Annotated in this window: 22 protein-coding genes and 1 pseudogene; 11 read left to right on the top strand and 12 right to left on the bottom strand. The window is 42.4% G+C overall.

What is annotated here, in order from left to right; genetic code table 11:
* The first annotated feature begins 287 nt into the window (after positions 1-287).
* Positions 288-1,220 (top strand): NlpC/P60 family protein, encoded by a 933-nt coding sequence (locus tag R8G66_04155; GenBank protein ID MDW3191526.1) that lies wholly within the window; start codon positions 288-290, stop codon positions 1,218-1,220.
* Positions 1,221-1,247: 27 nt separating this feature from the next.
* Here R8G66_04155 and R8G66_04150 read toward each other — a convergent pair whose 3' ends face one another.
* Both R8G66_04150 and R8G66_04145 read right to left on the bottom strand, forming a co-directional pair.
* The gene (locus tag R8G66_04150) at positions 1,248-2,312 is read right to left on the bottom strand and encodes a DUF2652 domain-containing protein (protein MDW3191525.1); all 1,065 of its coding nucleotides are present in this window, start codon (positions 2,310-2,312) and stop codon (positions 1,248-1,250) included.
* Between the two features lie 110 nt (positions 2,313-2,422).
* Positions 2,423-2,971 carry a DUF1572 family protein gene (locus R8G66_04145; protein MDW3191524.1) on the bottom strand — a complete coding sequence of 183 codons (549 nt, stop codon included), beginning with the start codon at positions 2,969-2,971 and terminating at the stop codon, positions 2,423-2,425.
* A gap of 183 nt (positions 2,972-3,154) precedes the next feature.
* Between R8G66_04145 and R8G66_04140 the strand changes: the two genes are divergently transcribed.
* From R8G66_04140 to R8G66_04130, 3 genes are read left to right on the top strand one after another with little or no spacing between them, the layout of a single operon-like run.
* On the top strand, positions 3,155-3,607 hold the full coding sequence (locus R8G66_04140; protein MDW3191523.1) for a pyridoxamine 5'-phosphate oxidase family protein: 453 nt from the start codon (positions 3,155-3,157) through the stop codon (positions 3,605-3,607).
* A gap of 22 nt (positions 3,608-3,629) precedes the next feature.
* Positions 3,630-4,100 (top strand): OsmC family protein, encoded by a 471-nt coding sequence (locus R8G66_04135; GenBank protein ID MDW3191522.1) that lies wholly within the window; start codon positions 3,630-3,632, stop codon positions 4,098-4,100.
* A 13-nt stretch (positions 4,101-4,113) separates the two neighbouring features.
* Entirely contained in the window at positions 4,114-5,007 is an 894-nt protein-coding gene (locus tag R8G66_04130) for a GNAT family N-acetyltransferase (protein MDW3191521.1), read from the top strand.
* 45 nt (positions 5,008-5,052) lie between these two features.
* On the opposite strand, the gene R8G66_04125 is transcribed toward R8G66_04130, so the two are convergent.
* The 9 genes from R8G66_04125 to R8G66_04085 form a co-directional block, all read right to left on the bottom strand.
* On the bottom strand, positions 5,053-7,143 hold the full coding sequence (locus R8G66_04125; GenBank protein MDW3191520.1) for a hypothetical protein: 2,091 nt from the start codon (positions 7,141-7,143) through the stop codon (positions 5,053-5,055).
* A 23-nt stretch (positions 7,144-7,166) separates the two neighbouring features.
* On the bottom strand, positions 7,167-8,804 hold the full coding sequence (locus tag R8G66_04120) for a hypothetical protein (protein MDW3191519.1): 1,638 nt from the start codon (positions 8,802-8,804) through the stop codon (positions 7,167-7,169).
* A 145-nt stretch (positions 8,805-8,949) separates the two neighbouring features.
* Complete coding sequence (gene mnmE / locus R8G66_04115; GenBank protein MDW3191518.1) at positions 8,950-10,314, bottom strand: tRNA uridine-5-carboxymethylaminomethyl(34) synthesis GTPase MnmE; 1,365 nt, start codon at positions 10,312-10,314, stop codon at positions 8,950-8,952.
* Entirely contained in the window at positions 10,311-10,964 is a 654-nt protein-coding gene (locus tag R8G66_04110; protein MDW3191517.1) for a DUF6090 family protein, read from the bottom strand. Before R8G66_04110 ends, mnmE begins: the two co-directional genes overlap by 4 nt.
* 82 nt (positions 10,965-11,046) lie before the next feature.
* Positions 11,047-11,907 (bottom strand): metal ABC transporter permease, encoded by an 861-nt coding sequence (locus tag R8G66_04105; protein MDW3191516.1) that lies wholly within the window; start codon positions 11,905-11,907, stop codon positions 11,047-11,049.
* A gap of 36 nt (positions 11,908-11,943) precedes the next feature.
* Positions 11,944-13,236: an iron chelate uptake ABC transporter family permease subunit gene (locus tag R8G66_04100; protein ID MDW3191515.1), complete on the bottom strand. Its 1,293-nt coding sequence runs from the start codon at positions 13,234-13,236 to the stop codon at positions 11,944-11,946.
* 7 nt (positions 13,237-13,243) lie between these two features.
* The gene (locus tag R8G66_04095) at positions 13,244-14,038 is read right to left on the bottom strand and encodes a metal ABC transporter ATP-binding protein (GenBank protein MDW3191514.1); all 795 of its coding nucleotides are present in this window, start codon (positions 14,036-14,038) and stop codon (positions 13,244-13,246) included.
* 9 nt (positions 14,039-14,047) lie between these two features.
* Positions 14,048-14,962, bottom strand: coding sequence for a zinc ABC transporter substrate-binding protein (locus tag R8G66_04090; protein MDW3191513.1), 915 nt, complete (start codon positions 14,960-14,962; stop codon positions 14,048-14,050).
* Complete coding sequence (locus R8G66_04085) at positions 14,959-15,627, bottom strand: metal-dependent transcriptional regulator (GenBank protein MDW3191512.1); 669 nt, start codon at positions 15,625-15,627, stop codon at positions 14,959-14,961. The genes R8G66_04090 and R8G66_04085 overlap by 4 nt, the downstream gene beginning before the upstream one ends.
* 1,212 nt (positions 15,628-16,839) lie before the next feature.
* Between R8G66_04085 and R8G66_04080 the strand changes: the two genes are divergently transcribed.
* The 4 genes and pseudogenes from R8G66_04080 (at position 16,840) to lysA (ending at position 20,334) form a co-directional block, all read left to right on the top strand.
* A complete protein-coding gene (locus R8G66_04080; protein MDW3191511.1) occupies positions 16,840-17,652 on the top strand; it encodes a 2,3,4,5-tetrahydropyridine-2,6-dicarboxylate N-succinyltransferase in 813 nt (270 codons plus the stop codon).
* A gap of 30 nt (positions 17,653-17,682) precedes the next feature.
* A pseudogene (locus R8G66_04075) lies at positions 17,683-18,495 on the top strand (DUF3108 domain-containing protein).
* Between the two features lie 85 nt (positions 18,496-18,580).
* The gene (locus R8G66_04070) at positions 18,581-19,171 is read left to right on the top strand and encodes a tetratricopeptide repeat protein (GenBank protein MDW3191510.1); all 591 of its coding nucleotides are present in this window, start codon (positions 18,581-18,583) and stop codon (positions 19,169-19,171) included.
* An 11-nt stretch (positions 19,172-19,182) separates the two neighbouring features.
* Positions 19,183-20,334: a diaminopimelate decarboxylase gene (lysA, locus tag R8G66_04065; protein MDW3191509.1), complete on the top strand. Its 1,152-nt coding sequence runs from the start codon at positions 19,183-19,185 to the stop codon at positions 20,332-20,334.
* Here the strand turns inward: lysA and R8G66_04060 are convergent.
* Positions 20,331-21,143, bottom strand: coding sequence for a M23 family metallopeptidase (locus tag R8G66_04060; GenBank protein ID MDW3191508.1), 813 nt, complete (start codon positions 21,141-21,143; stop codon positions 20,331-20,333). The two genes, lysA and R8G66_04060, sit on opposite strands and share 4 nt — an antisense overlap.
* Before the next feature lie 147 nt (positions 21,144-21,290).
* Here R8G66_04060 and R8G66_04055 point away from each other — a divergent pair, with 147 nt between their 5' ends.
* From R8G66_04055 to R8G66_04045, 3 genes are all read left to right on the top strand, one after another.
* Positions 21,291-22,421: a helix-turn-helix domain-containing protein gene (locus tag R8G66_04055; GenBank protein ID MDW3191507.1), complete on the top strand. Its 1,131-nt coding sequence runs from the start codon at positions 21,291-21,293 to the stop codon at positions 22,419-22,421.
* A 65-nt stretch (positions 22,422-22,486) separates the two neighbouring features.
* Positions 22,487-24,850 (top strand): FtsX-like permease family protein, encoded by a 2,364-nt coding sequence (locus R8G66_04050; GenBank protein MDW3191506.1) that lies wholly within the window; start codon positions 22,487-22,489, stop codon positions 24,848-24,850.
* Position 24,851: 1 nt separating this feature from the next.
* A complete protein-coding gene (locus tag R8G66_04045; protein MDW3191505.1) occupies positions 24,852-25,274 on the top strand; it encodes a DUF2141 domain-containing protein in 423 nt (140 codons plus the stop codon).
* Positions 25,275-25,318 lie beyond the last annotated feature (44 nt).

Raw genomic sequence — 25,318 nt, 5'->3', positions numbered from 1 at the left:
AAGGTTCGTCACTGCGAAGAATTGAAGCAGTCTAATCAGTAATTCTATATCGATAACATATTTAAGATTGCCACGCAGGCTCGCAATGACGATAGCTTCTCTTAACTAAACGACCTTGGTATTCCAAAGCATCATTGAACATAGAATCGGTCCGATATAATAAACCCCGTACAAGCGCCGTTCATTATTCAGTGACCCTCACCAAGTCACATCAACTCAGATCACGACCTGCGATTTCACTGAACCTGTAAGCAGGGTAAAGTAATTTCAACCTCAATCAATTCGCCATGCACCGTTCACTCATCATGATCACTTTGCTGTTTTATTCTTCTTTCAGTTTTGCGCAAGAAGCGCTGGATCAGCTACTGGTTAAGTATTCCAGAGATGCCGATATGACCCGCAGATTGCGGCAATTTAAGTCAGAAGGAGCCGAAAAGTACCTCGATGTTTCAGCTATTAAGCCTGAGGATTTCATCAATGCCTCCCGTGCATATTTGGGTATCCCATATCGATATGGAGGGCAGTCCCGGAAAGGGATGGATTGTTCAGGTTTGATCTCACAAACCATGCAAGATTTGGGTGTATATGCACCGCACAATGCCAATGAACTGGCCAAGTACGGTAAAATCATTCTGGAGAAGAACGAACTCAGACCTGGAGACCTGATCTTTTTCTCTCGTACCTACAATACGCCCAGACTGGTGTCCCACGTGGGTTTTGTCATCGAAGGAGAACGGATGCTCCATGCGTCCAATAGTGGTGTGAACATCACTTCCATTCACAATCCTTACTACTACGATAAGTATTACCTGTTTGGGACCAGAATTTTCGAAGACGAAGAAATCACGCCGGATCTACCTGTCATTGCTGCCGAGACGATTCCCGAGCCAGTTAAGCCCAAGGTAGATATCATGAGAGTTGGCTATGTATCGAAAATGAAGGCCAGGGTTTATGATCCCAGGTACAAAGGCAAGGTCACAACGAGCGGTGAAAAGTACAAGAAGAAGTCCTTCACCGCTTCACACGGGGCTTATCCTTATGGTACGCTATTGGAGTTGACCAATCCTGCCAATGGCAAAGTGGTGGTTGTACGCGTCAATGATCGGGAAAAAGGTCGTTACAAAAATGGGTTGCACATTTCTGCGAAAGCAGCCAAGAAATTAAAGATGAAGAAAGGGCGAACAACCAGATTGAAAGTGGAGGTTTTGAGGTTGCCTTAATCGGAGATGACGAAAAAAAAGCCCAAATCAAGCCACTTCTTTCGCATGGCCCTGCAAAGCTTCGAATAATTGGTCGATGATCAGGGAAGCTTGCTTGCTAAATTTCTTGCGAATAATACCAGCAATGATCTTTTGAATAGTCCATTTAAAAGAAGCACATAATCGTAGCTCAACCCGGGCGTGGCCATTGTCTAGAGGCGTCAGAAGAAAACTGTTTTCGAAATATTTAAAGGGAGCAGGATTCTTTAAGATTTCCCCATAAGATTCCTGTCCTGCTTCTGTTCGTGGCTTGATGGTTTCGAGTGAAAGGTCTTTACCATTGACGATGCATAAATGCTCGGTTCCGGCCTGATTGATCTGGTTTTCATCAAACAAGATCTTGTCTGCTTCTTTGTTCCAGAGGCTTCGGTATCGAAAATCAGAGATAAAGTCATAGATGAATGACATCTCGAAAGGTAGCACCTGAGTGACTGTTGCCATGATGTCAAAGTCTGTGTTGCCCGATTGATGGACAACAGGCTTGAGTTCTTTCTTCCATTCCCGAAGGAAGTTATATGAGAAGTTCGTTTTCCCAAGTTCCGTGTCTTCGTAACAATCATGGCCATCTGCTGCTTCAACCTCATCGTTGAAATCCTCAGAAAGTAATAAGTATTCCGAATGTCCGATTTTCGTCTTCAGTAAACGATGGGCGACAATAACCGCTTCACCATAAGGCTTGCCTTTATCTAATGAAAAATTCGCCAGGGCTATTTCTCCCGCGTGAGTAACAAACTTTAATTCCAAATTAGCGGCAGAAGTACAGGCACCACAATTGCAGATCCGTCGATGCTGATAGTTCAATAAATGCTGATGAAAAGCAAGATAGATGCGTTTGGCTTCTGCAATGATTTCTTCTACCGATAGCTTTTGTTCGTGTTTGAAAAAGAATACAGCATCCCCTTCAATTTCAGCCACTTTAAAAGTTCGACTTCCTTCCTTGATGATCAGGTTAATCAACTCTTCAATGATGTGCTGACTGTGCTGAATCTCCGTTTGCTTGACAAAACGTGTGAAACCGGAAATATCAGGGATAAAAAGGGTAGAGGCAGACATGTATAATAGCTTCTCCTTACAAGAGCTTAATGTTAACTAAACTTGACGCTAAATCTAGAACGCAGGAGCAGAGAAAACGTTCCCCGGGTCCGTCAATAGGTAAGTCGCAATTAAGAATCCGTGAAGTGTTTGCGAGATTTCTCCTCCTTAAATTTTTGCTGGTTGAATGCTGCTGACTGGCCTTTAGGAATAGATAAACTGGTCCAGTCACTGCCCTTAATGATCTTCCCTAACAAAACTAACTGGCCCACATGATAACTGTAGTGACATAACTGCCGATTGATGGCTTCCATCACCGTATGACCCTCATTTCTGATATAAATGATGTGATCTAATTGATCGGCTTTCAAATTCTCGATGGCATTAAAAAGACATTCCCAGCCTTCTTCCCATCGTTCATAAACTGCTGTTCGGTCTGTCAGCGTGTCTTCAAATTCATCATCACGGTTGCGCCACGTTTTCTCCCCATCACTTCCCAAAAAGTCCTTCCATCGAGAAAGCATGTTGCCATGCAGGTGTTTCACGATGACAGCCATGGAGTTGGAGTTTATTCCCGGTTCCATGAACAGTGACTTTTCGTCCACCTGGTCCATTGCCTTTTTTCCAAGGCCTTGATAATACTTGAATTGCTTGATGATGCTTTCCAGATAGTTTTCCATAACTGCTTACAAGATATACGGAAGTCAGGCTTTTAGACTTACTGAATCAGGTAAATAGTATTGTTTTTGGAGCAAGTTCCAGCCTATTGCTTGGTTGATTGTGTGGGTTAACTAATTTGCAATACAAATGAGGAGAGCCAACCTTTTGGCTTAGGTCATATTTTTAACTTTGGATTTTTTGACATGCTTAACGACTCAATCAAGGAAAGTTTAGAGCAATGTGTATTGTGCTGGCTGGCGACAGTCGACGAAAATGGAATACCCAATGTTTCTCCCAAAGAAGCGTTTTTGCCTTGGGAAGATCGGTATGTGATCATTGCGAACATCGCATCGCCAGGCTCTGTTCGAAACATCCGTCAGAATGATCAGGTTTGTGTTAGTGTCCTGGATATACTGGTGCAGAAAGGCCATAAAATGAAAGGTACAGCGGCAATCATCGATAGTAGTCACGAGGGGTTCAATACAATGAAAGCGGCACTTGATGAATTGACCATGGGAAAGTTTCCTTTTAATCAGATCATTCGAGTTGAAATACAGGAAGTTACTCCCATTATTGCTCCGAGTTACCACTTGTATCCGAAACAGACTGAAGCCGAGATAGTTGAAGCATCAAAGAAACAATACGGGTTGAATTAGCGAAGCATAACAAATGATGAAGATGGACCACCACTATAAAGCCAATTTAATTTGGACCGGTAATAAAGGACAAGGCACGTCAGGCTACCAGGCCTATGAACGTAGCTATCAAATTCAGATTGACGGAAAGCCGTCCATTGCTGGTTCCTCAGACCCAGCCTTTTTAGGGGATCCCACAAAGAGTAATCCGGAAGATTTATTGCTGGCGGCTGTTTCATCTTGCCACATGCTATGGTACTTGCATTTGTGTGCAGTGAACGGTATCGTGGTGGTGAACTATCTTGATAGGGCAGAGGGTACCATGAAACTGAACGAGGATGGCAGTGGTGCCTTTACCAGTTTGAAGTTACATCCCGAGGTAGTTGTATCGGAGGAACGCATGATCCCAAAGGCGGAGGAATTGCATTCGGAGGCGAATAGGAAATGTTTTATTGCCAATACCTTAAATATCAAGGTGTGGCATGCGGCTAATATCACTGTCGCTCAATCCTAAATGAGGAAGACGAATGAAAAACGTAGATGAGCACGAAATAGACCTACTGGTTGAAGCCTTTTTTGCTGCCTTTACAACCACAGGGGAGCATGTCGGAAATTTGAGGAATATTTTTGACCCGCGAGGCCAGGTAACGCATTTTCAGCCCGGTGAAACAGCAACCTTTCATATTTCCGAATTCGTTTCATCCCGTGAATCCATTCTCCAATCAGGGGTATATCAGGAGTTTAAAGAGTATGAACTGTCCTCGAAAACCGTGATTGATGGAAATCGCGCCGTTCGTATAGCTACTTATCAAAAAGAAGGTATAAAGGACGGAAAGCCATTTAGCATAAAGGGAACAAAGGATTTTCAATTCGTAAAATATCATACCAAATGGAAGTTCTTGTCCTTTTCCTGGGAGGACCATAGTCCTCAGCGACCCGTGGAATTGAGACTGGTAACAGAGGGAGATGCTCCGCTACTTTTCGAATTGATGACCAGCGAGAAATGGTTGACGCATATCGGAGATAGAGGAGTCTATTCCATGAATGATGCCCGTCAATATATCTTGGATAAGATGCATCCTGACTTGAGCCAGAAAGGATTTGTGAACCACGTAATCATCGATCCGGTAACCAATTCGGCAGTAGGCACATGTAGTTTGCATGATCGTGAAGGCGTGGATGGACTTGATATTGGATATGCCATTTTAGAGGCTTATGAAGGTCAAGGTTATGCCTCTTCAGGAGCACAGAAGATGATTGAGTTAGCCTTTCATGATTATGATGCGGATAAAGTAGGTGCCATTACCACCGACGAAAATGTTGTTTCCTGTCGTGTATTGGAAAAACTAGGTTTCCTTCACAATGGATACATCCAACTCCCCGGAAGTGAAGAGCAGTTGAGGTATTATGTGATTACATAAGTCCTTTCGAAAAATAACTGACTTTCTTCGACCTAAGAGAGCTTACTATTTTGGTGGATCAGGATCACTATTCGTTTCTGTTATATCCGAGTCATCGGATAGTTCGTTATTTACTGAATTGTCAGTACCGGCGGCCCCCTGCTGAACCTGCCCGTCAGGAGGAGCACTTGATTGATTTGTTTTATCCAGGGTACTTCTTAGCTTGACTTTTGCCCAATTCCAGGTCGTATCGCTATAGACCGACGCTGCTAGAGCCAGAAAGAAAAACAAACTCTCATCAGGAGGTGTAGAGCCAGACCCTGTCAATAATGTCATTCCTCCCTGAAAGCCAAGGAATACAATCAAAGCGGCTGTAAACCCTTTTATGATTACGCCAGGGAGATCTTTTACCAGTAGGTCTTCTTCATCCATTTGATCTGGCTTTTTCATTTCCGTGAGCGTTTCTTGGAGAGTAACACTAGTTTTTTCGGATTCCTTCTTCTTTTCCTCAGCTATTTCCGTGATTACTTCCTTCTCGCTTGCCTCTTTGATGAAAGTTGCTCCTGCTGCTCCCATCAAACCAAATCCAATAAGTCCAACAATTAAAACCACGCTGTAGTCTTGTATTCTCAGGAGCCACCCCATGATAGCACTGAAGATGCCCAGGTTTTCTCCTTGCTCCGGTATTGGAGGTATCATCGCAAGTTCAGGGGGCGTTTGCAGCAGGCTGTCCCATTGCAGTGTTGATGCGGTTAGTATGGAGTCAAGTTGTTTATACCTATCGGAATAGATATGACTATATTCCTGTAATTTATTGATCAGGAATTGAGATGAGTCCCTATAGTATTCTGAAATGGCCGAATCCAATTTTCCGTCGGTGAATGATATGAAAAAGCCAGCGGTCCCGAACTTTTTGCGATTAGACTGATTCTCATGGTAATTCTTCAGATAGGAGTATTCCAACGCATTGTCCAGATCACCCTCCGGGATGATCGCTGATGAAAAGTTGTAGATTACATCCCTTGTACAGTCGATTTGAGTGATAAAATAGTCGAAACGCTCAGACCGAATGGCTACATACCAATCATAAAGTGCCGCCTTATGCCGTAGTTTGAGGTTGTTGACCAGATTGGCCTTTTCTGCTTCCTGCATTTGTTGGATGGCCATGTGACGTTGCATATACAGGAATTGATTCACAAAGTCCCGAACATCTGCTTTCATGGCTAATGATCGTGACTGCACCAAATTTTTAAGTGTATTCAACTGGGTGAATTCCTGATCAATAAAACCCATCAGGTCTTGCGGGAACAATTCTCCTACTTTTTGTCCTGATTGCAAGTAGTCCACATACATCATGAATTTAGATTGATCCAGTGCTTGGCCAGATGCAACCGATTCTCTCTTGTTTTGTTGAAGGACGGTGTTTAATTCCATCAATTTGGTTTTAAAAACCATATCGGTAATGCTATCCAGATTTTTTGAAGACATGTCTTTTTGCCTTGATCTCAAACTGTCTCTGATCTGATAGGCGATCATACTACCCCAGTAACTCAATTTTGGGAGCAACTCAGCTTGTTTTTCCCTTAGCGACAACAACGAGTCAAATCGATCTAGTTGATAATTATCAAAGGATTCAGTTTCCTTTAATTCCTCTGATAAATCCTGGTAAAAATTGCTGTTAGCATTGACCCCTTCACCACGAACAATTGGAGCTGTAATGAGGGCCGTAATGGCCAAATAAAAGGCTACTATGATCGTCGAAATGGTAAGAATGTTCTTTCTGATGAAACGTCGATTGAGAGAAACTTTTTCTTTCTTTTTGAATCCTGACCTGTCGATCAGGTAACCTAAAGCAATCCAGATCATCAAAATTCGGAGCACACTAAAAAAAAGGATTGAAGCGGCCGGGAAATGGAAAAGCTTGACTTCAGAATCGGTTTGTTGCGTGTAAAAAATGAGATCTTGAATGGTGTGGAAGAAGTGTTCAATAATTTCTCCTAAAGTTTGGAACTGAAAAACAATTGCAATGACTAAGGCTATCCATAAATTCTCTTTTCCGGAGTTAAGCTTCTTATTGTTCCAGTACAGTACAAGAACGCCAAACAATACCGGTAGTAGCAGGCTTAGTAGTGTAAGAGACAGATCCAGGAATTTCATGGTCAATCAAGTATAGCTTATGATTATTGTTCGTCTTTGAGGACTTTTTTAAATCGATTCTTTACCCAGTCCCAGGCAAAATCGCTGTACACTGACGCGGTGAGGGCTATGAAAAAAAGTAAATAGCCATTGTTTGGACTAAACCCTCCAGTGCTACCCCCGCTCAATAAGGAGACAGAGCCTTGAATGGCCAGGTAGACCACTATGGCAGCAATAAATCCGCTGATCAGCGTTTTTGGGACATCACTGATCAGGGCTCCAGCTTCATGCCCTTGTTTGCGACCCTTAATGAACGATGAACCAATGGCGCCTAAGAGGCCAAAACCTACCAATCCCATGATTACCACTAGTGAGTAAGATTCAATGCTCAGAAGCCACCCCATAATGAATGCGAAGTTTCCAAGGTGATCTCCTTGTTTCGGTTGTTCAGGTATAGTTTGTTCTTTAGGTTGTTTTAGGGCGTTTTTATCCTGTAAATACTGAGGAATGGCTTTCATCTTCTCATCAATTGAAATGATTTTAATCGAGTCAGATGATGTGCTCTTACCTAATGCTTGCCAATAATCGTCAAGACCTACTTTTTTAAGATTTCTGATTAAGTCATTGCGTTCCTTTACGTATTTGATGAGGTCTAATCTTTTATTGATGTACCAATCATATAGAAGCGACTTGTATTCTAACCGTTGACCATCAGTAAGGTTCGCTTCCTCCGCCTGATTCATCTTGGTGAGGAGTTTTGCTGCGCCAATAGGAAGCTCGATGTTAATCGTTTCCATGATTTTCAATCGCTGAACGTCTGTTTCTGTTCTTAGCGTTTGGTAAAAGGAAGACTGAACACGTGAGAAATTATTATCATCACCCTCAATATCTGCCATAATTTGATCCAGATCGGCCAACACATCATCTGCAAAAAGCTCGTCCTTCTTTTGCAGTGAATCGATCTCTTCGCGCAGCTCATATAGATATTCATGTTTGTTTTCTTCTGATTCCGTAGCCAGCATTTTGCCAGCAGTAACAACAGGTAGCGAAACCAGAGACGAAATGCTCAGGTATACCGCAAATGCCACCGTACTTATGATCAAAATATTTTGTTTCAGGTGTTTATTCTGGTTGTTCGATTTCTTGTTGGTTGGGTTTGATAACTGTACCAATTCCCTTGATATCCAGGTGGTAGACATCAGCAACAATAAAAGCAGTAAGGTCCACGACCATAGTTTAGGTGAGTATACCTGATTGGATAGTTGCGTTTCTTCCTGAGCTCGTACTTTTAGACGTTTATTTTTTTCATTTTGAAGTTTGAGCTGACGAAGGCTATCTTTCTTCGCTGCGGCCAGAAGACTATCGATATGCAATTTTTCATCCTGCAAACTATCCTTCTTGTTTTGCTGATCTTCTTTCTTGTTTTTATTGGGTTCTTCAATTTCAATGATTTTTCTTGAGAAGAAATCTAAATCAATGAGGTTTGTGAAATATGTATCCAGGGGTTTACCTACTTCTACGATCAATTCTCTACCTAAGATCAAAGTGAAGAAGACGCCCAGTACCAGGGCAATTGGAACATGTTGATTGCTTAGATAGATAGCTCGACATATATAAATGACAAGCGCCAGCCATGCAGCAATCCCCAATAAAGAAAAGACTAGGTCTACACTGGTATACATGAATGCGGTTGCAGAAATAGTATACCCTAAAATACAAATTATGTGTTAAGTGTCAAATTGCTAGTAGCTAACAAAATTCGCTATTTACGGTGATCGAATGACTAGATTGCCAATTTCACATGTTTATGAAGAACTTTCAGATGAGCTACTTCCCAATACAAAACTTACTGAAAATGTTGTCAAGCAGGTCGTCGGTGGTGATTTCTCCGGTGATCTCTCCGAGGTGATGTAAAGCTTGGCGAATGTCCATGGCCAGAAAGTCATTGGTGATTTGGCTATTAATGCCGTTAATAACGCGTTGCAGTGCTTCATTGGTGCTTTTCAACACACTGACATGTCGGGAGTTGGTCACAAAGGTGGCTTCGGCATTTAATCCTTCCAGATCCACAACTTTCATCAGTTGCTGATTCAATCCCTCCAGATCCGTTTTTTTCTTGGCGGAAATCAGAAGTCCGTCGTTGTTAGCTACCTCGTTTTTAATGTCCTCTGAGGCGATATCTGCTTTGTTGCCAATGAGTAGATAAGGGGTGTCTTCTGATTTAAGGCCAGCAATTTCTTGTTGCGTTTCTTCCAGGTCAGCACGCTCTAGATCAATCAGATAGAGGATCACAGACGCCTTTTGCATCTGCTCTTTGGTGCGCGAAACACCAATGGCTTCAATTTCATCATCGGTATCCCGCAAGCCTGCCGTATCAATGAATCGGAAGGTTATGCCGTCGATATTCATGACGTCTTCAATCACGTCTCGGGTAGTTCCGGCAATGTTGGATACAATCGCACGTTCTTCATTAAGCAGGGCATTGAGGAGGGTGGACTTACCGGCGTTGGGTTTTCCAGCGATCACGATTGGAATACCATTTTTGATCACATTACCTAACTCAAAACTTCTGATCAGGCCATTGATCGGTACCATCAATTGATTGACGAGTGTTCTTAATTCGTCTCGACTAGCAAATTCAACATCCTCTTCGGAGAAGTCCAACTCCAGTTCAATCATTGAGGCAAAGTGGATCAGCTTTTCCCGGAATTCCTTGATTTCCCCTGAGAAGCCACCTCGCATTTGCCGGATAGCATTGCCGTGAGCTGCTTTATTCTCTGCCGCGATCAGATCGGCAACTGCTTCCGCCTGAGCCAGATCAAACCGACCGTTGAGAAATGCCCTTTGTGTGAATTCCCCGGGCATTGCCATTCGGGCACCCTTGGTAATGGTGAGCTGCAATAACTGCTCTATGATGTAAGGTGAAGCATGACAACTCAGTTCGACCACATTTTCTTTGGTATAAGATCGGGGGCCTTTAAAAATAGATGCCACGACTTCATCCAGTACCTCTTCTCCCTGTTTTATTGATCCAAAATGAAGCGTGTGTGTGGCTGCCTGAGTCAAGTCTTTGCCTTCAAACAGGTCATTAGCAATCGTAATTGCTTCCTTCCCGGAAAGGCGGATCACGGCAATGGCTCCAACTCCACTGGGAGTAGATAAAGCCACTATGGTATCATGTATAGCATTCATAGAAGTTGGTCTTTGTACGCAGCCAGGCTGTCTGACAAAGCTTTGCCTTTTTCTACCACTTCCTCATACTTGGATACTTTGGCATTGATCATGTTTTGGTAGAGGAGGAGCATGTTAGTTAGCTTTTTAAGGTCGATATCTTCTATCTTCGGATTGAGTAGGTCCGTGCTTTCGATGATCATGGGCATAAAGTGTTCTTTATAAAAATCGACCTGGGTTTCCCCTCTGTACCTGGCTTCCACTGCCGTAGCCTCATAGTAAGATGATATTTGAATCTGCAGATCGTAATCTTCAATTAACCCAAACTTTCCAGAAGAAGTTATGGAATTAAAGGTGGCTTTGCGTGGGTAATAATTGGTGTAGCCGATGCCTCGCTGAATGAGATGTGGAAGGCTGTCCAGATCACTTTTCTGGATCTTCCCAATTGCCCGGTTTAAATTTTCCGATTGCTTGCGATTGCGTGTTAACTGATGATTTTCGTAAACACGGAGGTCCTGTTCAATTTCTGAAATGAGTGATTCGACAATTCGGATGGATTCATCTTTGTTTTTTCTGTCATCGGACCAGTTACTGGCATAAAAGGCCATGGAAACTCCCAGAATCACAGAGACAAAGTTGAGTAGGTGGTCGATCCAGTTGATGTTCTTCACAGTATCGGGAATTGGTGTTTAAGAAATGCAATAATCTGCGAGGTAATGATACCAAAAATCACATTAAGCATGAAAAAGGGGTTTAAACTGTAGCTCTAATACGTTTTTTCTGAAATTGCTGGACCAGGAAAACGATAAAGAACATGATTCCCGCAACCGTGGCCATGGCCCCTGCTATGGACCCATCGATGGCATAAGCCAAATAATAGCCGAAAATCGCCGAAAGCGTTCCGAAGAAGCAACTGTAGTAGATCATTTTCATCAGGTTTGTCGTAATCAGATAGGCAGTAGCCGCTGGAGTGATCAGAAATGCCACAACAAGAATGGCCCCCACAGATTCAAAGGAGGCAACGGTAGTCAATGACACCAGGCTCATCAATACGTAATGCCATATAGTACTGGAGATGCCCACGGAAATTGAAAACGCGGGATCAAAAGAAGTGATGAAAAATTCTTTCCAGGCCAGGACCACAAAAGCTAGAATCAAGAGTAGGATCACACTGAGTACAATCAGCGCTTTGGGTCCCAGGATTGTTCCATTTTCTAAATAAATCAGGTCCAGTGGCGTATAGGCGATCTCTCCATAAAGCACACAATCTTCATCTATATGTGCATCTCCGGCATAGTAAGAGATGAGTATTACTCCAAGAGCAAACAGCCAGGTAAAAGTTACACCAATGCTCGCATCTGTCTGAAGTTTCCCTTTTTGGTGGAAAAATTCGATCAGGAAGGTAGTCAATATGCCGATCAGTCCGGCACCTAGCACCATGCCCAGGCTGTCCATGTCGCTGCCAAGTAGAAATGCAATGACAATGCCCGGTAATACGGCGTGAGAGATGGCATCGCTGACCATCGCCATTTTTCGCAATACCAAAAAGCTGCCCAAAATGCCACAGCTGATGGCAACCAAACAACCAGTAGCGATGATGATCAGTGCATCCATAGGGCCATATTTTGTGGATTAAGATTCATTTTGAAGTCATTTTGCGGGGATAATAGAGTCATGCGGATCCCTTGAAGGGTTTTTCAACAGGTTTTCCAGTTTGATTTCCAATTCTGGCGTGATGATATGTTCGATAGACTCTGCATCTTCATGAACATGATCCGGAGCAATGCGCAGGTATTCTGTAAGGTATAGTTCCCAAAGACGGTGCAATCGCTGGATTCGTTTTCCTTTTCTTAAGCCATCCTTAGTCAGTCGCCAGTTAGCCTCATCGGGCCTCAAAAAACCATGCCTTTTCAGCCTTTTTAAGCCTTGATTGAGCTGTGCCAGAGAAAAAGTACGTTTCTCAAGGATTTCGTCAGGAGAAATGGGAGCGTGGAAATCACCTTCTTTCTCTTTCAAAGCATAGAAGGTCTTTAATAAGTTCTCTTCCAGGAACTGTCGCTTGATCCGCCTTTGCCGAATGGCTTTGATTGCGATACCTCTTTCCGGTGCGAAGAAAAATGAGAGTATGGCTATCATGGACAGTACCATGACCATCCATGGACCAGTCGGAAGCGATGGCTTCAGATAAGAAATGAAAGCGCCGGTAAATCCGGAAAAAGCACTGAAAATAGCGGCCAGGATCAACATTTTGCTCAACCGGTTGGTCCAGAATTTGGCTGCTGCGGCTGGTGTGATCAGCATGGCAGCCATTAAAACCACACCCACGGCTTGTATTCCAGTCACAACCGCCATCACAGTAATAGAAGTAAGTAGCAATTCTATTGTTCGTGTAGGCATACCAATGGCTTTCGCAAACGGTATATCAAAGGCCAGAAGTTTAAATTCTTTGTAGAATAAAGCCACAACTACTAAAATGATGATAGCGATGGTGCCAAAGGCGTAGAGATCCGCTCCAACAAGTGCAGCAGCTTTACCGAATAAGAAAGCATCCAGGCCGGTTTGGTTCGCATTCCCGGAATGTTGGATGTAGGTGAGGAGTAGAATTCCAACACCGAAAAAGACGGATAGAGAGAGCCCTGTAGCTGTATCTTCCTTGATTTTAGAGTTTCTGACGATGTAATCCATGGTGACAATCGATATCCAGCCACTGATAAAAGCACCAATAATGATCAGGAGCGGGTTTTTATAGCCAGCCACCAGAAATGAGAGACAAATGCCCGGTAAGACGGCATGAGAAACCACATCGCCGACCAATGCTTTCTTTTTGAGAAATGTGAAGCAACCCACTATTGAAGACGAGACGGAAAGCAACATCGTTCCGAAGACCACATATTTGATATTGGGATGCGAGAAGGTGAAAAAATCGATGATGATCTCTTTCATGGCTTGTCTATAACAGATCCCGACTGGGATATTGGCCTTTTCTTAACAATTCTCCCACTTCTGTAAGTAGCGTGAGTTTACCACCATAAGTCTCTTCCAACAGCTCAGGCTGGAATACTTCTTGGGTAGGGCCCGAAGCCACCAGACGTAGATTGAGCATGATCAACCAATCAAAATAAGTGGAGACAGACTGTAGGTCGTGATGTACTACAATGACGGTTTTACCATCTGACGCGAGCTTCTTTAAGATTTGAATAATGGCCTTTTCTGTAGCAGCGTCCACTCCGGCGAAAGGCTCGTCCATGAAATAAATATCGGCTTGCTGCGTCAGTGCCCGAGCCAGGAAAACACGTTGTTGTTGCCCTCCTGAAAGCTGGGATATTTGACGGTCCTTAAAAGGTTCCATGCCTACCTGTTCCAGTGAATAGGCTGCTGCTTCCCGGTCAGCTTTTCTGGGTCGTTTGAATAATCCCAGGTTGCCATATCGACCCATCAATACCACGTCCATCACTGAAGCAGGGAAGTCCCAATCGACGGTCTCTCTTTGTGGGACGTAGCTAACGCGTTGGCGAACATCATCAAGGTCCTGATCAAAAAGTTTGACGTAACCAGAACTCAAGGGGAGGAGCCCCATCACTGACTTGATCAGCGTTGATTTGCCAGCGCCATTCGGACCGATAATCCCGGCGATGGCTCCTTTAGGAACTTCCAGATCGACTCCCCACAACACCGGTTTTTTGTCATAGCTTACCGTGAGATCATGGATTTCGAGGGCTGATATTTTATTCTGATTTTCTGTCATTTGTGCTGTCTATTTTAGCCCTGCTACGATCACACTTACATTCTTTTTCACCATCCCTAAATAGGTTCCTTCTTCTGTTCCAAATTCACCCATTGCATCAGAAAATAAGTAGCCGCCAATGACTACCTCTTGTCCTTTTTCCACGGCGCCACTAAGCACGGCTTTGATGGCTTTGTCTGAAACACTCGTCTCAACGAAGATGGCTTTGATGTCTCTTTCAATGATCAGATCTGTGATCTCCGCAATGTCTCGCAATCCAAAATCTGTGGCAGTGGAAAGACCCTGCAATCCCCGAACTTCAATGTCGTAAGCTCGCCCAAAATATCCGAAGGCATCGTGTGCAGTGATGAGTACGCGTTGGTCTTTTGGGATGGAATTGATCTGTTTAATTACTTCATCGTGAAGTGCCTTTAAAGTCGTCAAATATGCCTTCGTGTTTTGTTGATAAAGGGTCGCGTTTTCAGGATCAAAACGTTGTATTTCTTCCGAGATTATTCCTATCACTTTGCTCCAGAGGCTCACGTCAAACCAGACATGCGGATCGTAAGAACTTCCGAATTCTGTAGTAGAGATTAGTTCCGAATCTGCTAGCTTTTCACCCGCTGCCAAAACGGGTTTTCTCCTGCCGAGTTTCACCAGAATTTCTCCCATTTTTCCTTCCAGATAAAGACCATTGTAGATGATCAAATCAGCTTGGTTCAGTTTGCTGAGATCACCTTGTGTGGCCTTGTACAAATGGGGGTCAACTCCAGGACCCATGATGGAGGAGACTGCTATCTGGTCACCTACAATATTGCTCACTGCGTCGTGTAACATTCCTGTGGTTGTGACAATATTGAGCCGGCCATCAGTTGGTTTTTGTTCCGGTTGACATCCCAGTAAAATTCCTGAAATGAGGAGTAGGTATAGAAAAGTTTTACTCACAGTTTTCTTATTGTTAAATGTTTGGCGATGGTAGCAGAGAGGAAGAGGGGAGACGCTTCTCCGTATTGGATTTGGATACTACCATCGAATTCTATTTTATCTAAGACCATTATTTTCAATCCAAGCCGTATCTTCACCTTGTCCAGATACTGAAGGAGCTTAGGTTCACCATCGCTTACACCTATAATAACACCTGACTCATTGGTGTCCATTTCTGATAGTAAGATCTTAGGGCCGGTTTGGAAATCTCCATTGACATCTGGAATCGGATCTCCATGAGGATCAACCTTCGGATTGCCTAAAAATTCATTAAGTCTTTCTACCAGGATAGGAGAGTTTACATGTTCCAATTGCTCAGCGATCTCGTGAACCTCATCCCAGTTAAAGTGCAATTTATCTACAAGGAACACTTCCCATAGCCGGTGCTTGCGGATCACTTTCAGAGCCGCAGTTCGGCCGGAAGAGGTAAGGTTGACGCCCTGATATTTCTTGTAGTCAACAAATTCCTTTCGAGCCAGCTTTTTGATCATGTCGCTGACGGTTGCTGGCTTAGTGTTCAGACTCTCTGCCAATCCATTGGTGGAAACAGCATCTTCATGTTCTTCTGCAAGATGGAAAATAGCCTTTAAATAATTTTCTTCTGTGAAACTTAGCATTTGTTGCATTAATGCAAATCTAAATAAGAATTTAGACCAATCTAAAAATATATTTAGATTGGTATTTTAATTGAACTATAAAGAACTGTCTTTCAAGACATTTAACTCTGTTGAACAATATTTTAGTTGAATATTAATTGTATACGTAATTATAGAAGTTATTCATTCAAACTCTACCGTCTCCTTACGGGTTATTTGATCATTATTCAGCGTTGTTAAGTTTCCTTTAGATCGATTCCCAGTATACAACTAGAGTCAGTTGATCGATTGGATTCATATTGGTCATAGTATCATGCCTCTTTCGACTTATTGAAATGGATCTTTTCCATCGAGCTTTGAAGAACCATAACTATTGAATTTATGGGTACCGTAGGATTGTATATAAATCAAGGTGCGATCATGAGTCATTTACGGAATTGACTTTATATGCTTCCAGGACGTTGTGCTTGCTTTTCTTCGATAAATGCAATAATAGATTTAAAGATGGATTGGAAATAGTGAAAGTGTAGTATGTAAAAAAATTCTTTAAATACATTGTGTGTAAAAAAATCATTATATGTTAAATAGAATTTAACGTAACAATACTCATATTGAAAGGTAAACTATACGTGTTATTCACTTTATAATAGTAAAGGCTGGGTTCATTTTTCACTAAAGATTGGGCCAGAGAAGAGGGAGGAAGTTGACTCAATTTCTTGGGATAATAACTATCAGTTTGAAGGGGGTATTATTCGATTATTTTCGAAAGGGAGTAAGGTCAATTTGACTTGGTATGTACTGCAAGTACTTAGTCAATATCATTTATAGCAAATACTGGTATAATAAAATGTTCTTTGGGAACTAAATGAGATTTAGACCATTTGTCGTTTATCCGTTTGGTGAACAATTAAACCTTATTGAATATTGCAGCACTATTGAAAAGTAGATCATCGATAGAGAAGGAATCCAGACGTTAATGGTATCATAGATTACTTCTTGAATATTTGCTTTAGTCTAAGTTTAATTACATCTAATACTAGATAATGGATTTGCTGGACTGTGCATGATTTTGATCTAAATATTCAGTCACGAAAATTGTATCTGTAATAGCTGATGTCTTGACGAATGGATTGCGCTTTAGTTATTTGTGAATATAATTCATGTCTACACTTTCAATATGCGTTCCATGTATAACGGAACATTAAGTTGTCTAAAATTTAAATAGTAAATATCTACAAGAACATGGAGTTACAATCTCTGATAGAAAAGGCCTGGGATGACAGGTCTTTGATCAACGACCCTGAATACAGTAATGCGATCACAAGCATTGTAGAGCAGCTTGATCTTGGGAAGCTTAGAATTGCTGAACCCACAGATGACGGTTGGAAGGTAAATGAGTGGTTGAAGAAAGCAGTGATTCTTTACTTCCCATTGATGAAAATGGAACTGATCGAAGTGGGTCCGTTTCAGTTTCATGACAAAATAAAATTGAAGTCTAACTATGATCAACTTGGTGTACGGGTTGTTCCTCATGCCATAGCACGGTATGGTTCTTACGTCAGTCCAAATACAGTACTTATGCCATCGTATGTGAATATAGGAGCTTACGTAGGAGGAGGTACCATGGTTGACACCTGGGCTACAGTTGGTAGTTGTGCGCAAATAGGAAATAACGTACACCTCAGTGGTGGTGTGGGTATTGGTGGTGTCTTAGAGCCAATTCAAGCCGCGCCAGTAATTATTGAAGATAATGCATTTATTGGTTCTCGTTGCATAGTAGTTGAAGGAGTAAGAGTTGGTAAAGAAGCGGTTCTTGGAGCTAACGTTGTATTAACGGGTAGTTCGAAAATCATTGATGTAACTGGTGACGAGCCCGTTGAATACAAAGGTTATGTCCCTGAGCGCTCAGTAGTAATTCCTGGAACCATCCCTAAGAAATTTCCTGCAGGTGAATATCAAGTTCCTTGTGCGTTGATTATTGGGAAACGTAAGGAAAGTACGGATAAGAAAACTTCTTTAAATACGGCACTTCGTGAAAACGATGTAGCGGTATAATTAAGATAAAACTTATCTAACGGATTGATAGTGCGTGTTCGAGTTTATCCACTTCTTTGGTTCCTGCTCCTTATTGTCTTTGGGTTCCGTGAAAAGGAAGGAGTGCTTGAGCACGCATTTGCTAAAGGTGAATCATTACAATTCAAAATCAATTTCGGATTCCTGACCATAGGTAAGGGAACTTTCGAGATTGCATCACAAGCCGAGTCATATCTAGGACAAGATTGTTATCGGGTATCGGTAAAGGGCGCTACTACAGGACTGCTAAAATGGGTAGCACCAGTATATGATGAATGGGGTGCACTGATTAGAGAAGATGACCTGACTCCTTTGTATACCTTTCGAAATATCAGAGAGGGTCGGTATCAGTTGGAAGAACAGGTTTTCATTCAACCTGACCAAGGTACGCTGACAGTAGAAAGCTTAAAACCACATCGCAAGGTAAAAAGGCGACCAACCCGATACTATTAATGTGATACAACTGGAACTGTCTATGATTTGTTGAGTGGCCTGATGGCCATTCGAAACCTGGACTTTGAACATCGATCTCCAGGAGATACCTTAATGCTTAAAACCTTCTTTGAAGATACTTTTTACGATTTTCAAATTGTTTATGAGGGTAAGGAGGAACTAAAGACAAGTTTAGGACGTCTTAATTCTTGGAAGTTGATTCCGTTGATGCCTCAGAATACGGTTTTTGATGGAAAGCATGCACTTGAAGTGTGGTTTTCTGCAGATAAAAATAAGTTGCCGTTAAAAATTGCGGCGAAGATGTCTATTGGTAAGGCTTCTGTTGAACTTATATCTTACCAAAATATCAAATACGATATGGGTTCTGAGTAGTCCGGCTATATTTGCCCTCCAATTCTACCCACTCGAAAAATGATGTCAGAAGAAACAGTTCATCAAACTTATTGAGCATTTGGAAATGAAATTATTGAAACTCGTTTTTGTGTTGTTCATTGCTGCTGCTTGTACCAGCGGAGAAATGCGTGAAGGTGACCAGCTTTTCGAAGATGGTAAATACCAGCAGGCCATTGCAGCATATAATGATTACCTGAGTTCACATCAGGTGGATGTCGCCACCTTATATAATCGTGGACGGTCATATGAAGAAGTGGGTAAATTTGGATTGGCCCTGCAAGATTTCGAAGAGGTGCTTAAGATGGATAAACGCAATGTGAATGCTCATTTGAGCATTGCCAAAGTGTACTATAATCAGGAAAAGTACTCACTGTCGTTGGTAACAGTAGGCAAGGCGCTGGAATTAAATGAGAATTCGGCCCAAGGCAATTTTTTACAAGGGCGCTGCCGTCATCAGTTGGGATATTTCGATCAGGCATTGGAATCTTACAGCCTTGCGATCAAATTGAATCGAGATTTCGGCGAAGCGTATCTATATCGGGGTGCATTGAAAGTGCAACTGAACAAATCCCGAAAAGCTTGTGAGGATTTTATCAAAGCCCAAAACCTGAAGGTGCCGGAAGCTGCTTCCGCCTTGAAGAAGTACTGTAACTGATCGCAACAACTATGGATCAATCTTATCTGGATAAGTTTCAATCACTTGAAACGCCGTTTTACTTCTATGATATTGGTTTATTGCGTCAAACCATGGATGCAATCACAGCCGAAATCGAAGGACATCCCTTTGAAGTTCATTATGCCCTAAAGGCAAATGTCAACATCCGCATTCTGCATGAAGTTTGTGAACGTGGTTTCGGAGCGGACTGTGTTTCAGGCAATGAAGTGAAGAAAGCGCTGGAAGTAGGCTTTCCAAAAGACCATATCGTATTCGCCGGCGTAGGTAAGACAGACAAAGAAATAGAACTCGGTCTGGAAAATGATATCTTTTCTTTCAATGTCGAATCCATCCAGGAGTTAATGGTTTTGGAAGAACTGGCAGGTAAGCTTGGGAAAAAGGCGCGTTTTGCGTTGAGATTAAATCCAAATGTTGATGCTGGTACGCATGAATACATTACTACTGGCAAGCGAAATAATAAATTTGGTGTGACTTTTCAGGAATTCCGAGAAGCGATGCCACTGATAAAAGGGCTTCAGTACCTTAGTTTTATTGGAGTGCATTTTCATATCGGTTCGCAGATTTCTGATCTGAGTCGTTTTTCTGATTTGATTGTCAAGGTCAATGAAATACAGCAATACATTCTTGAAGAAGGATTCAAACTTCCTCACCTGAATGTCGGCGGTGGTCTGGGTATTGATTATGACAATCCTGATGGTGCTGCCATACCGGATTTCAAACAGTACTTTTCGGCATTTAAAAAAGAGTTGAAACTCCTGGAAGGTCAGACGTTACATTTTGAGTTGGGCAGATCGATTGTTGGTCAGTGCGGTTCTTTAGTGACTCGAGTGCTTTACAATAAACCAGGAGAAGAAACCACGTTCTTAGTGGTAGATGCGGGAATGACCGAATTGATCCGTCCGGCTTTGTATCAGGCAACACACGTGATCCAGGCGTTACAGGAAGTAAGTAACTCTGATATTTACGATGTAGTAGGTCCTATTTGTGAGACTTCTGATGCTTTTGCACGTGGGATCACTTTGCCGGAAAGCAAGCGAGGAGATATGCTGGCGATACGCTCAACGGGTGCTTATGCGGAAGTAATGAGCAGTCGGTACAACTTGCGGGAAGTGGCACCGTCTGTGTATAGCGACGATTTCTAAAAAGCCTGATACTGCTTCTTTTTTAGGTGTTCTTTTTGGCCCGGAGCAGTTTCGAATTGTGTCCTGATGGTTTTGTGATTCCCCGGAGCGGGCATGTAGACTTCAAAGTGTAAATGAGGCCCGGAAGTAAATCCGGTGTTTCCACTCAAGCCAATGTAGTCCCCACGTTTTACCTGATCCCCGACTTCTACAAGGGCACCATTCTTTTTAAGGTGTACATAGTCTGCAAAACTTCCGTCTTCATGCATGATGGTGATGAGATTGGCGAGTCCAACGCAATCGCGATTAGCACAACCACGATTTGAGTCTTCTTTGATTTCGGTGACAATTCCCCCGCGAGCTGCATGGACTTTAGTGCCTTCGGGCATGGTAAAGTCCAACGCGTTTTTCCCGGCATGCGAAAATGGTCCATTATATCCTTGACTCATCAGGTATTTTTCACCGACTGGGTAGGGCAGGGCGTAGGCGAATGTGTCATCATGTACCGCCTGATAATTTCCGGGATAGTAGGTGAATTGCGAGCCGTAACTCCAGCCTTTCTTTTTGTTATCCACCGTAAGGGAAGCGATCAGTACTTTGTCAGCATTTGGCTCCAATACCACTTTTAATGGGAATTTTTTATTGCTCTTTAAGTTCTTCTGATTGACCGACAATTCCATGGTATAAGGCATGATACTGGAATTACTTCCGTAAATGTTAAGACCTGTACCTGTTTTTTCATCGAAGATCTGGATTGGAGAAGGTTCCTTTTTCTGAGCAAAAAGAGAAATGCTGAACAAAAAGGTGCAGGACAGCAAAAATGCTTTCATGTGTGGTTATTTTCTTAAAGGAACCGAGTGATATAAGCCCGAATATACCCGAATTCCTATTGGTTTTACGAGGGGTAGATCAAGAAGTTGGATGAATCAATTTCAAGACTTCATTTTTTGAATTGATTTACATAGTTTCATCGCCAGATGGACGGAATCTATTTTATTGGAGTAGGGCAGGCGATTTTTATTGCGGCATTGTTATTGGCCAAAGACAAGAAAAGTACCGGGGATTGGATCCTTATCGCTTGGATGTTGGCGAGTGCAGCGATGCTGGTTTTCTTCTATCTGAACTTCATTGAGGCCACTTCGAGGTTCACGCCACTGCTGATTGTTTTGGGGTGTTTGCCTTTTTTGACGGCCTCACTAGTGTATTTGTATGTGAAAGCACTGACCAGTCCCACACTCAAACACTGGCAAATCTGGCCCCATTCCATCCTGTTTTTTGCGGTGGTGTTCATGTTCTTCTATTATTATTGGTTCACTGAGGATTCAGCAGGTATCCGAATTGGGGACGGTTACATCAACAGAGGAATGGGATTGCCCTTCCTACTTCGCTATTATCCGCTTATTTTGGCAGGAGCCTCTTTCCTATACCCGGCGATTAGTTTGTTGCTGCTTTTTAGGCACCAGCAGGTGGTTTTGAATGAGTTTTCTTATCAGGAGTCCATCACCTTGAAATGGTTACGCAATTGGATTGTGTTGGAGCTGGTGGCTTTTTTTATTTCCTATTTTGTCATTCAGGCAGGTTCCGTTCAGATGTTTGATATTGTGATGAGCTTCCGGGTACTCGCTACACTGATCTCTATCAACATTTTTGTAGTTGGTTTCTATGGATTGAGGCAGCCAATCATCTTCAAGCAGGAGAAGACTTTGGTAGATCAGGTTTCCGATAAGGAAAAATACAAGAGTTCCAACTTGTCAGATGAAGAATCCCGGGAGATTCTGAATCGACTTGAGACCAAAATGAAAGAAGACTTATTGTTCACTCGTCAAAGTTTAAGCATCACAGAACTGGCCAATGAAATAGACATTTCAAAACACCGATTGTCACAAGTGATCAATGCGCAACAAGGGTCCAATTTTTATGATTATGTCAATCGGTATCGGGTAGACGCATTTAAGGCTAGATTAGACGATCCGCAGTACGAACACCTGACCATGTTGGGAATTGCACTGGAGTGTGGATTCAGTTCCAAGTCCTCCTTTAATCAGGTGTTTAAGCGCGTGGAAGGGGTAACTCCTTCACAATTTAAGGCACAAAGAGGTCCAGATTGATCAATTCGGACGCTCAAATCGTAATTACACGCCTCTTTTGAGCTAAAACTCAAATTTCATTTTTTATGTGGTTCAATTACTTTTTGACAACTTTTCGGTCACTTCGTAGAAATAGCTTCTACGTTTTAGCCAATCTTCTGAGTCTCGGTGTGGCATTTGCATTGATGATCATCGGGTACTTTAATTACGAATTCAATCATTCTTTCAATAAGTTTTTTCCGGATGCGGAAAATGTCTTCAAGATCAACAGCACCCGCCTAAATTATGCAGATGATGTAGGAATGGGAGTTACGCCTTTGCCGCTCAAAGCATCAATTGCGACCTCCCTTGAAGAGACACGTGTCAGTCGGTATAAAGGTGGTTCACTGATTGTAAGACAAGGCGAGTCCCTGATCCGCCAACGGTCGGCTTATGTCGATGAAGGATTCTTAAAGATGTTTCCGTTCCCGTCGATTCAAGGGCTTCCAATCAATTTGCAAGACAAATCACAAGTACTACTCACAAAAGAGAGTGCCATGACTTTGTTCAATAGAACGGACCTGGAAGGCGAACAACTTGTAGTTCAAAGAGCTACAAGTCAGGAATCTTATGTGATTAGAGGTGTTCTTGATGATTTTCCTGAGAATATCAGCTTCCGATTTGATCTTGTTTTTTTATTCGAAGATTATTTGGATCAAACAGGATTAGATCCGCAAGACTGGTCACATTGGGTGGATGCAACGTTCATTCAGCCAGGAAATTCCGGACCTGCTAAGCGTGATATTGAACAATTATTGAATCAGGACCTTGTTTTGCAAAATCAGCAAAACAAAGGCAGAGAAGTAGCAGCATATCGATTAGATAATATCCTGGATTGGCCTGGTTTCGAAAATCAACTGTATCAATCCAGTTTTGTTGGAGTTTTGCATCCGGCATCGGTATTGGGAACGATCAGTTCAGCAGTATTTGTGCTGTTGCTGGCCAGCTTCAATTTCATCAATATCTCCATTTCGCTTTCCGGGCAACGCTTGAAAGAGATCGCCATGCGTAAGGTGCTGGGAGGTTCGAAGCAGAGCATCGTTCAACAGTTTTTGTTCGAAAACCTAATCCTCGTCATCATTTCCATTGGATTATCAGTCGGCTTAGCATCATGGCTGATCCCAGCTTACAATGCGTTGTTTGATTACAATATCGTGCAATTCGAATTTTTGAATTGGCGGCCGTTTATATTTTCCTCAAGTCTACTATTTCTAGTAGTGATTCTGATCGCAGGTGGCTATCCGGCATGGTATGTGAGTCGCTTTTCTTCTTTGCATATCTTTCGGGATAAGGTCCGTCTCGGTGGACGTGGTAAGCTAATGGGTTTGCTGATAGGACTCCAGTTTGTGATATGTTTCTACAATGTCTTCAGCTTGTTGGTATTCGTAGAAAATGCAGATTACCAACTGACCCTTGATCGTGGCTATCAGGTAGAGAAAGTACTCAATGTACCAGTTGAGAATTTTGCTCAAATGGACTTACTGAACCAGTCATTAGACCAATTACCTGAAGTTACCAGTTTCGGAGGTACTCAACACTTGATTGGATTTCATACGGAGGCACGGTTGATCCGTTTTAATGGAGCCGATCAGGAAACGGAAGTCCTGTCAGTAGGAGAGAATTACCTGGAAACGGTCAAGGTACGATTGATCAAAGGAAGAACCTTTAGGGCAGGGCAGCAGGATCAGAAAAATGTGCTGATCAATGAATTGATGGAGCGTAAACTAGGAGGTGAAGTACTCGGTAAGAATATGTTACTGGAAGGGCAATTGATGAAAGTGATCGGAGTAGTAGAGGATTTCAACCTCAAAACGATTCTGTTAGACAATGAGATCAAGCCTGCCATGATCAAACAGGCAGCTCAGGAGGATGTGAAATACTTGAGTGTCATCAGCAATGGACAATCCGGTAAGGAACTGGATGCCCGAGTCGAGCAATTGTGGTATTCCCTTTTTCCTGATAAATTATATGGAGGATTTTTACAAGAACGTGTCACCCGACCTTTGAGGCAAACTAATAACATCGTGATCAGCATCAATAGCTTTGTGGCCGTTGTGGCCATTTTCATCTCTATATTAGGGCTTTACGCAACAGTCTCATTGTCCATTTCCCGTAGGATCAAAGAATTGGGTATACGAAAAGTGCTTGGTGCTACAGTGTGGCAAATCGCCTATAGCCTGAATCATCGCATCATTTTGATCTTAACTGTGGCTTCCGTGGTTGGTTTAACAGGAGGGTTTTTATTCATCTCCAATTTATTAGATATTATTTATGCGTATCACATCGATATTGCCGTTAGACATTTTGTTTTCCCTTTAATTTTGATCCTGTTAATTGTTTTAGGGTCGGTGGGCTGGAAAATAGGTAATGCCGTAAGACAAAACCCAGTGAAACAATTAAGAGCAGAATAATATGAAAAAGATATTTTTTTCGAGCGCTTTCTTCATGCTTGTGCATTTGCTATGTGCACAAAGCGATCCGGTCTTGACGGTCAAGGTTTCCAAAGTGAAAGAGGTCAAGGGATATATGATGATTGCCGTGTATGACTCGGCCGAGAAGTTTCTGTCCAAAGAATTAGTCATAGGTGCCAGGGTGGCAGTAGATGATGAGGTGATTACGCACCATTTCAAAAATTTACCCTATGGTAATTACGCCATTAGTGTCTACCATGATGTAGACAGTGATGGTGAATTGGCCACTAATTTTATGGGTTTACCAAAAGAACCCTATGGATTTTCTAATGGAGGAACAAACATGCTTGGTGTGCCATCCTTTAAACGTTCTGCTTTTGCTTATAATAAGCTTAAACAGGAAATCAACATTGAGTTAAAGTAACCGGACCTAGAAAGGCCGGTAGATACTAAGGGAATAGATATTCT

Source organism: Cytophagales bacterium (genome assembly GCA_033344775.1).
Classification (GTDB): domain Bacteria; phylum Bacteroidota; class Bacteroidia; order Cytophagales; family Cyclobacteriaceae; genus JAWPMT01.
This window is presented reverse-complemented; position numbering and strand designations above follow the sequence as displayed.